Below are 13804 nucleotides of genomic sequence, written 5' to 3'. Positions count from 1 at the left end.
CGTGGCCGCGACCGTCGCCCTGGTGGGGGCCACCGGCGGGGTGGGCCGGCACGCCCTGGCACACCTGCTGGCCTGGGGCGTGGACGTCGTACGCGCCGGCGCTCGCGACCCGGGCCGACTCGACGGCGACAACCCGCGCATCCAGGTGCGGGCGGTGGACGTCACCGACCCGGCGAGCCTGGACGCGTTCTGCGCCGGCTGCCACACCGTCGTCAACTGCGCCGGGCCGGCGGCCACGATCGGCGACACGGTGGCCCGCGCGGCGGCCCGCTGCGGCGCCGGCTACGTCGACGCGGCCGGCGACGACCCGCTGCACGCGGCGGTGTCCGCCCTGCCCGGGACCGCCGACCGGGTCGCGGTGCTCTCCGCCGGGTTGATGCCCGGCCTGTCCGGGCTGCTGCCCGCCCACCTGGCCGCGCTGACGCCGGGGGCGCGGCGGATGACCGGGTACGTCGGTGGCCGCGACGGGTTCACGCCCGGCGCCGCCCTGGACTTCCTCGCCGCCGGCACCGCCGAGTACGGGGAGCCGTCGGCCGCGTGGCGCGACGGCGCTCGACGCAGCCGCGCCCTCACCGCCCGGGCGGATGTGCCGGTGCCGTTCTTCGACGAGCCGGTGCTGGTGCAGCCGTACCTGAGCACCGAGACCGAGCGGGTCGCCCGCCGGCTCGGCCTGACCGACGTCGACTGGTGGTCGGCGTTCGCCGGCCGTCGGCTGCCGGCGGCGCTCGCCGCGGGCGCCCGCCGGGCGCGCGACGGCGCGACGGCGGCGCAGCTCGTCGACGCGGCCGCCGAGCTGTGCCGGGCGGCCGAACTGGACACCTTCGGTCGGCCCCGCTACCAGCTGCTGGTCGTCGAGCTGGCCGGCCCGGCGGGCACCCGGGTGCTGGCCTGCCGGGGGACCGGCGCGAACGCGCTCACCGGCGCGGCGGTCGCCCTCGGCGCGCTGGCGGTCGCCGCCGGCGACGTGCCACCGGGCGTGCACCACCTGGCCGAGGCGGTGGACCCGGCCTGGGCGGTGGAACGGCTGCGCACGAGTCCGGCGGTCACGTCGCTGCGCGTGCAGGACGGCCCGCTGGGGTCGTACGACCTGATCGAGGAGGGGGTGGCGTGAAACCGAGAGTGCTGGTCGCCGGCACCAAGTTCGGCCAGGTGTACCTGCAGGCGTTCCGGCAGCCGGACTTCCCGTTCGAGCTGGCCGGGATCCTCGCCGGAGGCAGCGCCCGGTCGGTGGCCTGCGCCCGGCACTACGAGGTGCCGCTGTGGACCGACGTCGCCCAGGTGCCCGAGGACGTGACGCTGGCCTGCGTGGTCATCCGTGGTGGCCTGCTGGGCGGGCCGGGCGGCGAGGTGGCCCGGGCGCTGATGCGGCGGGGCCTGCACGTGTTGCAGGAGCATCCGCTGCACCACGACGAGCTGGTCGAGTGCCTGCGTACCGCCGGCCGGGCCGGGGTCGTCTACCACCTGAACTCGTTCTACGTGCACACCGCGCCGGTGCGCCGGTTCCTCGCCGCCGCCCGGGCGCTGCTGGCCCGGCAGCCGGCCCGGTACGTCGACGCGGCCTGCGGCTTCCAGGTCGCGTACGCCCTGCTGGACATCCTCGGTCAGGCCCTCGGTGGCGTCCGACCGTGGGGCCTGGGCCCGGCGGTCGACCTGCCCGAGCAGGTACGCCGGCTGTCCCGGGTGGACGTGCCGTTCCGCAGCCTCGACGGGGTGCTCGCCGGTGTGCCGCTGACCCTGCGGGTGCAGAACCAGATGGACCCGGCGGACCCGGACAACTACGCGCACCTGCTGCACCGGGTGACCATCGGCACCGAGGCCGGCAACCTGACCCTGGTCGGCACGCACGGGCCCACGGTGTGGAGCCCTCGGCCGGACTTCCCGCAGCAGGTGCAGGACCGGGGGGTGGGCCGGCCGCACTTCGCCGACGCCGACGCCGACGAGCCGGACCATCTGGACGTGCCGAGCGCGCAGCCGCTGGCCGACGCGGTCGCGCCCAGCTACCGCCGGGTGTTCGAGGAGGTCTGGCCGGCCGGCGTCGGGTACGCGTTGGGCAACCTGCACGCCGCGGCGCTGGGCGGGAGGAAGCTGGCCCGCCACGGCCAGTACCACCTGAGCCTGTGCCAGCTGTGGCAGGACGTCACGGCCCGGCTGGGGCCACCCGAGCTGGTGCACTCCGTACCGCCGCGGATGTTCGTGGCGTCCGACGTGGCCGAGCTGGCCGACGCCGCGGCCGGGGCGGTCGACCCGCCGGTCGGCGCGCGGCCGCAGCGGATCGGCGCGCGCCCGTGACCCCCGTCGCGCGGACGTGGCTGCGCTGCTTCCGGCCGCTGCGCTGGCCCGGGCTGCGTCTGGTCTGCTTCCCGCATGCCGGCGGCAACGCCGCGTTCTACCGGTCGTGGTCGGCGCAGGTGCCCGACGACGTCGAGGTGCACGGCGTGCAGTATCCGGGCCGGATGGACCGGTCGGCCGAGCCGTTCGCGGCTGACCTGCCGAGCCTGGCCGAGGGTGTCGCGCAGGCGGTGCGGGCGCTGCCGGCCGACGCGCCGGTCGTCCTGTTCGGGCACAGCCTCGGCGCGTCGGTGGCGTACGAGACGGCCCGCCGGTTGGACGGGCCCGGCAGCGTGCTGCGGTCGCTTGTCGTGTCCGGTCGCCCCGGGCCGGGTCGGCTGCGCGCCACCAGCGTGCACCTGGCCGACGACGACACGCTGTGGGCGGAGACCGGCCGCCTCGGCGGCACCGGCCGCGAGGCTCTCGACCACGAGGGGGTACGCGCCATCGCGCTGCCGGTGCTGCGCGCCGACTACCGGATCGCCGAGACGTACCGCCCCCGGCCACCCGTGCCGCTGCGCGCGCCGCTGCTGGCCTGCGTCGGCGCGGACGACCCCGAGGTCACCGCCGACGAGGCCGGCGACTGGGCGACGCGCACCCGGGGCGGGTTTACCCTGCACACCTTCCCCGGCGGCCACTTCTACCTGCTGGCACGCCGCAACCAGCTCATCGACACCATCCTGCGGGCCACACACCGCAGCCCGGTGCCCACCTGGTCGGCGGCCGGCCCGTGATCCCGGCGAGCGTGCACTACCACCGGGCCCGGGACCTCACCGAGGCGCTGGAGCTGCGCCAGGCGTACGGCGACCAGCTGCGGCCGCTGGCCGGCGGGCAGTCGCTGCTGCCGGCGCTCAAGCTGCGCCGTGACCGCGTCGACACCCTGCTGGACCTCGGCCGGGTCACCGAACTGTCGTACGTGGCGTACCGCGACGACCACCTGGCCGTCGGCGCGCTGACCCGCTACCACCGGCTGCTCGACGATCCGCTGGTCGACCGGCACGCCCCGCTGCTGGCGGTCGCGGCCGCGGCGGTCGGTGACCCGCAGGTGCGACACCTGGGCACCGTGGGTGGCGCGCTCGCGCAGGCCGACCCGGCCGCGGACGTGCCGCTGGCCCTGGTCGCGCTGGACGCCGTGGTGGTGCTGCGCAGCGCGACCAGCGTCCGGCAGGTGCCCGTCGCCGAGCTGGCCGTCGCGCCGGGTGTCACGGTGTGCCGGCCCGACGAACTCGTCACCGAGGTCCGGGTGCCGCTGCCCGGCCCGGCACGGTGGCGCTACCAGACGTTCGCCCGGCCCGCGTTGGAGTGGTCCCTGGTGGCCGTCGCCGTCGCCGACTCCCGGGTGGCGCTGGCCGGGATGGGTCCGACCATCCGGCGGGCGTACGGGGTCGAGTCCGCTCTCGCGCAGGGCGCCGGTGTCGCGGTCACGGCGGCGCGGGCCGACGAGGGGTGCGACCCGCCCGACGACGGGCGGGCCTCGGTCGCGTACCGGCGGCACCTCAGCCGGGTGCTGGTGGCCCGCGCCCTGACCGATTCCGGCGCCACGATGGAGGAACCACGATGAGCATCGACGCCCGGCCCGGTACGACCACCGTCGCCGTCAGCGCCACCGTCAACGGCCGCCCGCAGAGCCGCCGGGTGCCGGCGCGCACCCTGCTGGTCCACCTGCTGCGCGAGGAGTTGGGGCTGACCGCCGCGACGGTGGGCTGCGACACCTCCTCCTGCGGCACCTGCACCGTGCTGTTCGACGGGCGGTCGGTCAAGTCGTGCACCCTGCTGGCCGCGCAGGCCGACGGCGCCGACATCCGCACCGCCGAGGGGCTTGCCGACGGCGACCGGTTGCACCCGGTGCAGGAGGCGTTCGGTGAGCACCACGCCCTGCAGTGCGGCTTCTGCACCCCGGGGATGGTCCTCGCGGTGGTGAGCCTGCTGAAGGAGAACCCGGGGCCGCTCACCGAGCACGACGTGCGGCACGCCCTCAAGGGCAACCTGTGCCGCTGCACCGGCTACCACAACATCGTCCGTGCCGTGCTCGCCCTCGACGGGGCCCGACAGGCCGGATGACCGCCAGACACCGGAAGGGAGGCCGACCATGTCGGCGCGTTACGTACTCGGGGTGAACATCGGCTTCCACGACTCCAGCGCCGCGCTGGTCCGCGACGGCGCGCTCTGCGCTCTGGTCGAGCAGGAGCGGGTCAGCCGCCGCAAGCACGCGGTGGGCCAGCCACCCGCCGAGGCGGTCGCCGCGTGCCTGGCGATGGCGGGTATCGGCCCGCAGGAGGTGGACACCGTCGCCATCGGCTGGGACTTTCGGGACATCCCGCTGGGCCGCAACCGTCGGTTCACCACCGAGGGGCTGCGGGCGATGCTCTTCCCCGACGACGAGGACCTGACCATGCCGGCGGTCCGCTGGGTGCCGCACCACGTCGCGCACGCGGCCAGCGCGGCGTACAGCTGCGACTGCGACGAGGCGGCTGTCCTGGTCCTCGACGGCGCCGGCGAGACGCAGTCGACCTCGTTCGGCAGGTACGCCGACGGCGAGATCGAGATCCTGCGGGAGTGGCCCGTGGAGCAGTCGCTGGGCTTCTACTACAACGCCGCCGCCGAGTGGGCCGGGCTGGGCTACTGGGGCACCGGCAAGCTGATGGGCCTGGCCGCCTACGGCAGACCCGGTCCCGGAGCGCCGGTGCGAGCAGTTCCCGGCGGGTACGAGCTGGTCCGTGGCACGCCCACCGCCGAGGTCCCCACCCGCCGCGCCGCGACACTCGGCCCGCTGATGGCCTACTACCCGGCCGTCGCCGAGTCGCTCAAACCCGAGTTCGGCAAGCTGTTCCCGTACGCGCCGCGCACCGGCGAGGAACCCATCGCGTACGCGGACTTCGCCGCGACGATCCAGCAGGGGCTGGAGGAGACGGTGCTGTCCCTGGCGGCCGACCTGCGTCGGCGGGTCGACACCCCGGTGCTGGCGCTCGCCGGCGGGGTGGCGATGAACTGCACCATGATCGGCGTGCTGGTCCGCAGTGGACTCTTCGACCGGGTCTACGTCCCGCCGGTGCCCACCGACGCGGGGGTGTCCCTGGGGGCGGCGCTGGTCGCGGCGCGGGAGTGCGGGGAGTTCACGCCCACCCGCCTCGACCACGCGTACTGGGGTCAGCCGATCACCACGGAGGCCGGCGAGGCGGCCGCCGCGCGCGCCGGCATGGCGCACCGCCGCCTCGGCGACGGCGACCTGGCCGGCTGCGTCGCCGGGGAACTCGCCCGCGGCCGGATCGTGGGCTGGGCGCGCGGGCGGGGTGAGATCGGGCAGCGGGCGCTCGGCGCGCGCAGTCTGCTGGCCGATCCGCGCTCGCGGCGCAACCTGGAACGGCTCAACGTGCTCAAGGGCCGGGAGATGTGGCGTCCGGTGGCGCCCAGCATCCTCGCCGAGCGCGTGTCGGAGCTGATCGAGGGACCGGTCGGGGAACCGTCGAGGTTCATGCTGGCCGCTGCGTCGCTGCGCCCGGACGCCCGGCTGCGGGTTCCGGCGGTGACCCACGTGGACGGCTCCGCCCGCCCGCAGACCGTGCACCGCGACACCAACCCCGGCTACTGGGCGCTGATCGAGCAGTTCCGGCAGCTCACCGGCGTGCCCGCGGTGGTCAACACGTCGTTCAACCTGGCCGGTGACCCGATCGTGAACTCGGCCGCCGACGCCGTCGACACCTTCGTACGAGCCAAGGAGATCGACCTGCTGGTGCTCGGCGACGCGGTGGTTGCCCGCAGCGAGGCGGACCTGCCGGCCTGACGGCCGCCCGCCCCGTCGCCCTACCTCCCCGCGATCTTGCACTTTCGGTCGCCGAGATGCGTCGAATGCCCCTGATGTCGGGGCAGCAAGTGCAAGATCGCGGGGAGGAGGAGGGGCCGAGGGCTTCAGGGGCGGGTTGTTTGGCGGTCTTGGCGCCATACCTGGCGGAGCCGGTCGACGAAGAAGTCCCGGTTCACCCAGTAGAACTCCAGCCAGATGTTGTCCGGGTCGCGCAGCCAGATCTGCGACCCCGCCTCGTGCTTGGAGGTGGTGATGCCGGAGTGCGTCACGCCGATAGCGTCCAGGTGCGCCACCCACTCGTCCAGGTCGGCGCGCTCGGGCACGTGGTAGGCCAGGTGGTGTAATCCCGGGCGGCGCTCGTCGAAGCGGTCGACGTCGACGCCGTCGGGCGGGGCCTCGACGCAGCCGAGCACCACCGACGCGAACGACGCCCTGTGCAGCAGGGTGCGGAAGCGGAAGCCGGACTCGGGTGGCGTGACGTCGTTGACCACCACCATCTCGAACACCGAGCAGTAGAACGCGGTGCTGCGTTCCAGGTCGACGACTGTGAGGTTGATGTGGTTGCGACCGTCCAGGCGTGGCATCGCCGGCCCCCTCAGGCCGTCCGGCCGGCCGCCGCGACGGCCGGTCTGCCGGTGCCCCGGTCAGGGTCGGGCGCGGGCGCCGCCGGCACGGCCTCCAGGACCGACATCGACGAGGTCGGGGTGATTCGCGACAGCCGGAATCCGGCGTCGTCGAGCAGCGCGCGGAACTCCGGCTCGGTCCGGGTCCGCCCGCCGAACAGCGCGAGCGCCTTGACGTCCATCACCTTGCCGGTGTCGTCGTGGTTGCCGTAGCGGCTCACCGACTCGACGATGACCAGGCGGCTGTCGGGCCGGGCGGCGGCGCGGACGTTACGCAGGATCACGGCGGCCTGCTCGTCCGGCCAGTCGTGGATGATCGTCTTGAGCAGGTACACGTCGGCGCCCTCGGGCAGCGGGTCGAAGAAGCTGCCGCCGCGGACCTCGCACCGGTCGGCGACACCCGCGCGGGCCAGCACGGCCGGCGCCTCGGTGACCACGTGCGGCAGGTCGAGCAGGATCGCGCGCAGCTCGCGGTGGCGGGCGAGCAGGCCGGCGACGAAGGTGCCGTGTCCGCTGCCCACGTCCACCAGCGTCCGGGCCGTGCCCAGATCCAGCGCCGGTGCCACGGTGCGCAGCACGAACGGGTTGACGCTCTCGGCCGACCGCTCGAACCGGACGCACTCGTAGGGGTGGTCGGCGAAGTGGTCGTAGTAGCGCGTGCCGCCGTGCACGTGCCCGAACGCGGTCTCGCCGGTGCGCAGGCTGTGCGTCAGCCGCGCCCACGAGTAGATGTCCGGCGGCATGAGGGGGAAGCACTCGCGTACCGAGAAGGGGTGGTCGCTGCGCAGCGGTTCGGCCAGTGGGGTGAGCCCGAACACCTCGGGCGTGACCTCGGTGAAGATGCCCCGGCCGGCCAGCGCGCGCAGGCCACGGGTCAACGCGCCGGGGTCGGCGCCGACGCGCCGGGCCAGCACGTCCACCGGCAACGGACCCTCGATGAGCTGGTCGGCGACCGCGAGGTCACACATGACCCGGATGGTGAACGGAACGATGTAGTCGGCCAGTTCGGTGAGGCGGGTGACCGACGCGAGGTCGATGCGAGGCGGCACGGACATGTCCGTACGGTATCCGGTCGAGCGTTGCGATACCAGATAGCATACGAGACACTTGATACGTGCATCTGAACCTGTTCACCCAGTGCTCGCCATCGCCGCAGTTCAAGGGGTTCTGGCGGCACCCCGCCGACCGCAGCGCCACCGGCTACCGCGATCTCGGCTACTGGGTCGAGCTGGGTCGCCGGCTGGAGGCCGCCTGCCTGGACGCGCTCTTCTTCGCCGACGTGCACGGCACCTACGACGTCTACCAGGGCTCCTGGCGAGCGGCCGTACGGCACGCGGTGCAGATCCCGTCGATCGACCCGCTGCTCGTGCTGCCGGCGATCGCGGCCACCACCTCCCGGCTGGGCCTCGCCGTCACCTACTCGACGACGTATCACACCCCGTACGAGTGCGCCCGGGTGTTCAGCTCGCTGGACCACCTCACCGGCGGACGGGTCGCCTGGAACATCGTCACCTCGTATCTGCGGTCCGCGTCCGCTAACGGGCTCGGCTCCTACCTGGACCACGACGAGCGCTACGACCGGGCCGACGAGTACGTCGAGGTGGCCCGGCGGCTGTGGGAGGAGAGCTGGGACGACGACGCGGTGTTGCGCGACGTCGCGGCGAACGTCTTCACCGACCCGGACCGGGTGCGCGAGATCGGCCACGAGGGACGCTGGTTCTCCGTGCGGGGCCCGCACCAGTGCGAACCGTCGCCGCAGCGCACCCCGGTGCTGTATCAGGCCGGGGCGTCCGGGCGGGGGATGACGTTCGCGGCCCGGCACGCCGAGGTGGTGTTCCTGACCATGGCGGACCCGGCCAGCGGCGCGTCGCAGGTGGCCCGACTGCGCGCCGAGGTGGCCGCGCACGGGCGCGACCCGCGCTCGGTGAAGGCGTTGCAGGGCAGCATGGTGATGGTCGCGCCGACCCGGGCGGAGGCCCGCCGCCGTGCCGAGGAGTACGTGGCGCTGTGGAGCGGCGAGGGTCAGCTCGCCAAGTGGTGCGGCTGGATGGACGTGGACCTCGCGGCGTACCCCGACGAGACGCCGGTGGCGGAGATCGCCGGGCAGGGCAGCCAGAGTTTCGTGGGTTTCCTGCGCCGGCTCGGGCCCGAGCGCACCTGGACGGTCGGCGACGTGCGCTATCTGGTGGCGACCGCCCGCCGGCCCCGCACCGGAGCGCCGGTGACCCTCTTCGGCACGGTCGAGCAGGTCGCCGACCGGATGGAGGAGTGGTGCGCGGTGGCCGATGTGGACGGTTTCAACCTGATCCCCTGCCCGACGACCCAGGGCATCGACGACATCTGTGACCTGCTGGTGCCGGAGTTGCAGCGTCGTGGCCTGTTCCGCACCGCGTACGACCCGGCGGAGCGGACCCTGCGGGAGCGCTACTTCGGCGCGGGCGCGCCCGCGCCGGCCCGGGTGCCGGCCCGGGACACGCAGGTGCCGGCCGAACCCGCACCGGCGCGCGGCTGACCCGCGGCCGGCGCGGACGCCGCGGAGCCCACGGCCGACGCGGACGGCGCCGAGCGGACGGCGCCGAGCGCACGGCCGGCTCAGTCGCCGACGCCGTGCGGTCAGAACATCGTGGTGTCGACGTCCGCGCCGGCCAGCAGCGCGCCGACCGTGGCGTAGCTGTCGCGGCTGTTGACGAAGTGCTGCGTCGCGGTGTTGATGTCGCGCAGCCGCCGTTGCAGCGGCGACGAGTCGAACACCGTCGACGCGCCGGCCAGCGCGTACGCCGTCTGCACGGCCTGTAGCGCAGTGGCCGTGACCTGCGTCGCGGTGGCCCGCAGGCAGGCGCGGTCCAGCGCGCTGAGCACCTCGCCGCGCCGCGCGGTCTCCCAGGCGGTGGCGGCCTCGCGGTGCAGCAGCGCCCGGGCCGCGCGCAGGGCCACGTGGGCCTCGCCGAGCCGGTCGTGGAACACCGGGGAGTCCGCCAGCGAGCGGGTGCTGAACGTCCGCCGGCGGCCGGCGGCGGCGAGTGCCGCCGCGTCGTGCACGGCCCCCTGCGCGATGCCGAGGTCGACGGCGGCGATGAGCAGCCCGGCCTGGGCGATGCGAAAGACCGTGCGGCGCACGTCGTCGCCGTCGCCGACCAGACTGAAGCCGCGGTGCTCGGGGCAGGTCCGGCTGGCCGCCCGCACGTCCTGACTGGCCGTGCCGCGCAGGCCCAGCACCTGCCACGTGTCGACCTGCTCCAGCTCGCCGGCGGGGAAGAGCACCATCCGGGTCAGCGGGGCCCCGTTGGGCAGGGTGCGGGGGGTCCTGCCGTCGAGCACGATGCAGTTCAGGTAGATCCAGCTCGCCTGCGGGCTGCCGGTCACGAACGGCCACTGGCCGTTGACCCGCCAGCCGCCCGCGCCGTCCGGGGCGGCCCGGCCCTTCGGCGCGACCGCGCCGGCGCCCAGCACGTCCGGGCCGTGGGCGTAGATCTCGTCCCGGGCGGCCTCGGGAAAGCAGGCGAACAGCAGGTGCGCCAGGCCGACCTGGCCGATCAGCCAGCCGGTGGAGGCGTCCGCCGTGGAGAGCTGCTCGATGACGCGCAGCGCCGCACCCAGCGGCAGGTCCGCGCCACCGTACGCGGCCGGCACCAGCATCCGCAGGCAGCCCGCGGCGCTCAGCTCGGCCAGAACGTCCTCGGGGACCCGGCCCGCCCGGTCAATCTCGGCCGCCCGCTCGGCGAGCGCGGGGAGCAGTCCGTCGACGCGGGGAAGCGTACTGGTCACGGTTGGACTCTATCGCCTTCCTCGTATCTTGTTTAGCCTTGTATCTGCTATCAATCTCGGATAGACGTACTGGGGAGGAGGTGACGGGCCGATGACCGAACGCGCCGCCGCGGAATCACCGCTGCTGAGCTGGCTGAAGCATCCCCGCCACGACCGGGGCGTGCACTTCGCCGCCACCGGCGACGACTGGACCTTCCTGTCGTACGCCGAGCTGGCCGACCGGACCCGGGTGATCCTGGCCGGCCTGCGGGCGGTCGGGGTGGTTCCCGGTGACGTGGTGTCCATCGTCGAGCCCGCCGGCCCCGACTTCGTGGCCACGCTGTTCGCCGCGATGGCCGCCGGGGCGGCGCCCTCACCGATCGCCCCGCCGCTGAACTTTCAGGACCGCGCGGTCTACGGCGAGCACGTGTCGGGTCTCCTGCGCGCCGCCGCGCCACGGGTCGTGGTGTGCGCGTCCACCCTCACCGCCGCGATCGCGCCGCTGGCCGCTGCCGCCGGGGTCCCGCGCGTGCTGAGCGCCGGCGAGCTGGCCGACGCCGCCGGCGGCTCCCGCGCAGCGGTCGCGGCGCCCGGCCCGCTCGCGCTGTTGCAGTTCACGTCCGGCTCCAGCGGCCTCGCCCGCGGCGTGCAGGTGCCGCACGCCGCGCTGGCCGCCAACGTCGCGGCGATCCGGCGGTGGCTGGCGATGACCCCCGACGACCCGACCGCGTCCTGGCTGCCGGTGCACCACGACATGGGCCTCATCGGCTGCCTCGTCACCCCGGTGGTCAACACCAGCGACCTGTGGCTGATGCCGCCGGAGGAGTTCGTCCGCAACCCCGGGCGCTACCTGCGCTGCTTCGGGGCGCGCGGCGCACGGCTGACGTCGATGCCGAACTTCGGGCTGGAGTACATCGCCCGCCGCGTACGCCCGGAGGCGTTGACCGGGCTGGACTTCTCCGCCTGGCGCGCGGTCATCGTCGGCGCCGAACGCGTCGACGCCGAGGCGCTGCGCCGCTTCTGCGCGCTGCTCGGCCCGTACGGCTTCGACCCCCGCGCGCTGCTGCCCGCGTACGGGCTGGCGGAGGCGACCCTGGCCGTCACCGGGCTGCCGCTCGACGAGCTGTACCACGCCGTCGAGCTGCGGCCCGACCGGCTGCGGCTGGGCGCGCGGGCCGTCCCGGACCCGGCCGAGGACGTCGACGGGGGCGTCGAGGCGTACCCGGTGGTGGGCTGCGGCCGGCCGCTGAGCGGGGTGCGGGTGCGGATCGTGGACGAGGCCGGCACGCCCCTGCCGGACGGGGTGGTCGGCGAGATCGAGGTGCACGGCCCGTCCGTCGCGAAGGGGTACGTCAACGCCAACGACTCGGCGTCGCAGACCGCGCTGGGCGGTGGGGTGCTGCGCACCGCCGACGCCGGGTTCCTGCACGACGGGCAGTTGCACGTGCTGGGCCGGCTCGGCGACAGCATGAAGGTACGCGGCCGGGCGGTCTTCGCCGAGGACCTCGAATGGGCCATCTGCCGCCCGGGCGTGCCGGCGCAGCGAATGGCCGCGCTGCTGGGCCACCGGGGCGGGACCGCGACCGTCGTGGCCGTGTTCGAGCAGGCCCAGCCGGAGTGGCTGGCCCAGGCGGAGCGGGAGCTGCGCCGCCGGGCGGAGGGCGCGCAGGTCGTCATCGTGGACGCCCCACGCGGCACCATCGCCCGCACCTCCAGTGGCAAACCCAAGCGACGCCAGCTGTGGCAGGCGTTCGTCGATGACCGGCTGCCCGGCACCGTGGTCACCACGGGAGCGGTCGGTCAGCGGGACCAGACCGAGCAGACGACGACGGCGTCCTGAGGGACGTTCGGACAGGAGGCGGGAATGACCGACGCGACCAGGTCGACGACAGCCGAGGTGCGGACCGAGGCGGAGGTGCGGGACTCGGTGACGGCGATCGTCACCGAACTGGCGCCCAACCCGGAGCAGACCGAGGGGGCGGGTGACTCGCGGCTGGTCGAGGACCTCGGCTTTCACTCCCTCGCGCTGCTGGAGTTGGCCTTCACCCTCGAGGACGAGTTCGAGCTGCCGCCGATCGACGAGACGACGGCCCGCAAGATCGTCACGATCGACGCGGTGGTGGAGCACGTGAAGGACATCCTGCGCTCGCGCGGCGAGCTGGCCAGTTGACCGGCCGCCCGGGGAACGCGCCGGGCGCGACGACACTGCGCGGCCCGACGCCCGGCGAGTCGGACCAGCGGGCCCGGGCGTTGTCGCTGCGGCTGTTCCTGGCCATGCTGCACACCCAGGAGCTGCTGGCCGGCTACCTCGGCGCCCGCCTGGGGCTGTACGAGGCGCTCGACCGTGGCCCGGCCGACGTGGCCGAGCTGTGCGCGCGTACCGGGCTCGACCCCCGGTACGCGCGCGAGTGGCTGGAACAGCAGGCCGTCGCCGGGTTCATCGAGGTGGACGACGTGACGGCCGCCCCCGAGCGGCGGGTCTACCGGCTGCCGCCGGGGCACGCCGAGGTGCTGCTCGCCTCGGACAGCCCGCTGTCGCTGGTGTCGCTGACCATGCTGCCGCTGGGCGGGGTGGCCGGCGCGTTGCCGGCGCTGCTGGAGGCGTACCGCACCGGCGCCGGGGTGCCCGACGAGGTGTACGGCGACGACTGGCGGCACGGGCACTCGGGCGCCAACCGGGCGCTGTTCACGTACTCCCTGCCCGGCTGGCTCTCCTCGGCGCTGCCGCACATCCACCAGCGGCTCGCCGCCGCGCCGAGCCGGATCGCCGACATCGGCTGCGGCGCGGGCTGGGCGGCGATCGCGCTGGCCGGGGCGTACCCCCTCGCCGAGGTCGACGGCTACGACCTGGACGCGCCGACGGTGGCCGCGGCGCAGGCGAACGCCGCTGCCGCCGGCGTGGCCGACCGGGTGCGGTTTCACCGGCGCGACGCCGTGGACCCGGAGCTGGCGGGCCGGTACGACCTGGTCTGCGTCTTCGACGCGCTGCACGAGATGAGCCAGCCGGTGTCGGTGCTGCGGGCGTGCCGGCGGCTGCGCGCCGACGGCGGCGCGGTGCTGGTGCTCGACGCCAAGGTGGCGCACCGGTTCGTCGCACCCGGCGACGAGATCGAGCGTTTCCAGTACGCCACCAGCGTGCTGCACTGCCTGCCGGCCGGTCTGGCCGGCCCCGACTCGACGGCCAGCGGCACGGTCCTGCGCCCCGCGCAGGTCCGCCGGTTCGCCACCGAGGCCGGCTTCGCCGACGTGCAGATCGTGCCGGTGGACGACCGGTTCCACCGGCTGTACCACCTGACCGGCTGAAAGG

13 protein-coding genes are annotated in these 13804 nt (G+C 74.7%); 10 read left to right on the top strand and 3 right to left on the bottom strand.

The features are described 5' to 3' along the window. The first annotated feature begins 1 nt into the window (after window position 1). The 6 genes from OG505_RS10285 to OG505_RS10260 are packed head-to-tail and all read left to right on the top strand — an operon-like array spanning window position 2 to window position 6109. Window positions 2–1111 carry an NAD(P)H-binding protein gene (locus OG505_RS10285; protein WP_405432805.1) on the top strand — a complete coding sequence of 370 codons (1110 nt, stop codon included), beginning with the start codon at window positions 2–4 and terminating at the stop codon, window positions 1109–1111. Continuing rightward, on the top strand, window positions 1108–2289 hold the full coding sequence (locus tag OG505_RS10280; RefSeq protein WP_405432804.1) for a Gfo/Idh/MocA family oxidoreductase: 1182 nt from the start codon (window positions 1108–1110) through the stop codon (window positions 2287–2289). The genes OG505_RS10285 and OG505_RS10280 overlap by 4 nt, the downstream gene beginning before the upstream one ends. Beyond that, the gene (locus OG505_RS10275; RefSeq protein WP_405432802.1) at window positions 2286–3062 is read left to right on the top strand and encodes a thioesterase II family protein; all 777 of its coding nucleotides are present in this window, start codon (window positions 2286–2288) and stop codon (window positions 3060–3062) included. The genes OG505_RS10280 and OG505_RS10275 overlap by 4 nt, the downstream gene beginning before the upstream one ends. Continuing rightward, window positions 3059–3889, top strand: coding sequence for an FAD binding domain-containing protein (locus tag OG505_RS10270; protein WP_405432800.1), 831 nt, complete (start codon window positions 3059–3061; stop codon window positions 3887–3889). The genes OG505_RS10275 and OG505_RS10270 overlap by 4 nt, the downstream gene beginning before the upstream one ends. Further along, complete coding sequence (locus tag OG505_RS10265; RefSeq protein WP_405432798.1) at window positions 3886–4389, top strand: (2Fe-2S)-binding protein; 504 nt, start codon at window positions 3886–3888, stop codon at window positions 4387–4389. The genes OG505_RS10270 and OG505_RS10265 overlap by 4 nt, the downstream gene beginning before the upstream one ends. Before the next feature lie 28 nt (window positions 4390–4417). Next, window positions 4418–6109: a carbamoyltransferase gene (locus tag OG505_RS10260; RefSeq protein WP_405432797.1), complete on the top strand. Its 1692-nt coding sequence runs from the start codon at window positions 4418–4420 to the stop codon at window positions 6107–6109. 125 nt (window positions 6110–6234) lie between these two features. Here OG505_RS10260 and OG505_RS10255 read toward each other — a convergent pair whose 3' ends face one another. Next, window positions 6235–6714 (bottom strand): VOC family protein, encoded by a 480-nt coding sequence (locus tag OG505_RS10255; protein WP_405432795.1) that lies wholly within the window; start codon window positions 6712–6714, stop codon window positions 6235–6237. An 11-nt stretch (window positions 6715–6725) separates the two neighbouring features. Continuing rightward, window positions 6726–7808 carry a methyltransferase gene (locus OG505_RS10250; protein ID WP_405432793.1) on the bottom strand — a complete coding sequence of 361 codons (1083 nt, stop codon included), beginning with the start codon at window positions 7806–7808 and terminating at the stop codon, window positions 6726–6728. Window positions 7809–7867: 59 nt separating this feature from the next. Here OG505_RS10250 and OG505_RS10245 point away from each other — a divergent pair, with 59 nt between their 5' ends. Continuing rightward, window positions 7868–9265: an LLM class flavin-dependent oxidoreductase gene (locus OG505_RS10245; protein ID WP_405432791.1), complete on the top strand. Its 1398-nt coding sequence runs from the start codon at window positions 7868–7870 to the stop codon at window positions 9263–9265. A gap of 101 nt (window positions 9266–9366) precedes the next feature. Here the strand turns inward: OG505_RS10245 and OG505_RS10240 are convergent, their stop codons facing one another. Beyond that, on the bottom strand, window positions 9367–10518 hold the full coding sequence (locus OG505_RS10240; protein ID WP_405432790.1) for an acyl-CoA dehydrogenase family protein: 1152 nt from the start codon (window positions 10516–10518) through the stop codon (window positions 9367–9369). A gap of 91 nt (window positions 10519–10609) precedes the next feature. On the opposite strand from OG505_RS10240, the gene OG505_RS10235 reads away from it, so the two are divergent. The 3 genes from OG505_RS10235 to OG505_RS10225 are packed head-to-tail and all read left to right on the top strand — an operon-like array spanning window position 10610 to window position 13800. Further along, a complete protein-coding gene (locus OG505_RS10235) occupies window positions 10610–12337 on the top strand; it encodes an AMP-binding protein (protein ID WP_405432788.1) in 1728 nt (575 codons plus the stop codon). A gap of 24 nt (window positions 12338–12361) precedes the next feature. Beyond that, window positions 12362–12667, top strand: a complete 306-nt coding sequence (locus OG505_RS10230; RefSeq protein WP_007460186.1) for an acyl carrier protein — start codon at window positions 12362–12364, stop codon at window positions 12665–12667. After that, window positions 12664–13800, top strand: a complete 1137-nt coding sequence (locus tag OG505_RS10225) for a class I SAM-dependent methyltransferase (RefSeq protein WP_405432787.1) — start codon at window positions 12664–12666, stop codon at window positions 13798–13800. The genes OG505_RS10230 and OG505_RS10225 overlap by 4 nt, the downstream gene beginning before the upstream one ends. Window positions 13801–13804: the final 4 nt, after the last annotated feature.

The sequence above is a fragment of the Micromonospora sp. NBC_00617 genome (assembly GCF_045161355.1).
GTDB lineage: Bacteria > Actinomycetota > Actinomycetes > Mycobacteriales > Micromonosporaceae > Micromonospora.
This window is presented reverse-complemented; position numbering and strand designations above follow the sequence as displayed.

What these genes read in the sequence shown, in the direction of transcription:
- OG505_RS10260 (WP_405432797.1), top strand. Translation starts at nt 4,418, where the DNA reads ATGTCGGCGCGTTACGTACTCGGGGTGAACATCGGCTTCCACGACTCC.
- OG505_RS10265 (WP_405432798.1), top strand. Translation starts at nt 3,886, where the DNA reads ATGAGCATCGACGCCCGGCCCGGTACGACCACCGTCGCCGTCAGCGCC.
- OG505_RS10250 (WP_405432793.1), bottom strand. Translation starts at nt 7,808, where the DNA reads ATGTCCGTGCCGCCTCGCATCGACCTCGCGTCGGTCACCCGCCTCACC.
- OG505_RS10230 (WP_007460186.1), top strand. Translation starts at nt 12,362, where the DNA reads ATGACCGACGCGACCAGGTCGACGACAGCCGAGGTGCGGACCGAGGCG.
- OG505_RS10235 (WP_405432788.1), top strand. Translation starts at nt 10,610, where the DNA reads ATGACCGAACGCGCCGCCGCGGAATCACCGCTGCTGAGCTGGCTGAAG.
- OG505_RS10255 (WP_405432795.1), bottom strand. Translation starts at nt 6,714, where the DNA reads ATGCCACGCCTGGACGGTCGCAACCACATCAACCTCACAGTCGTCGAC.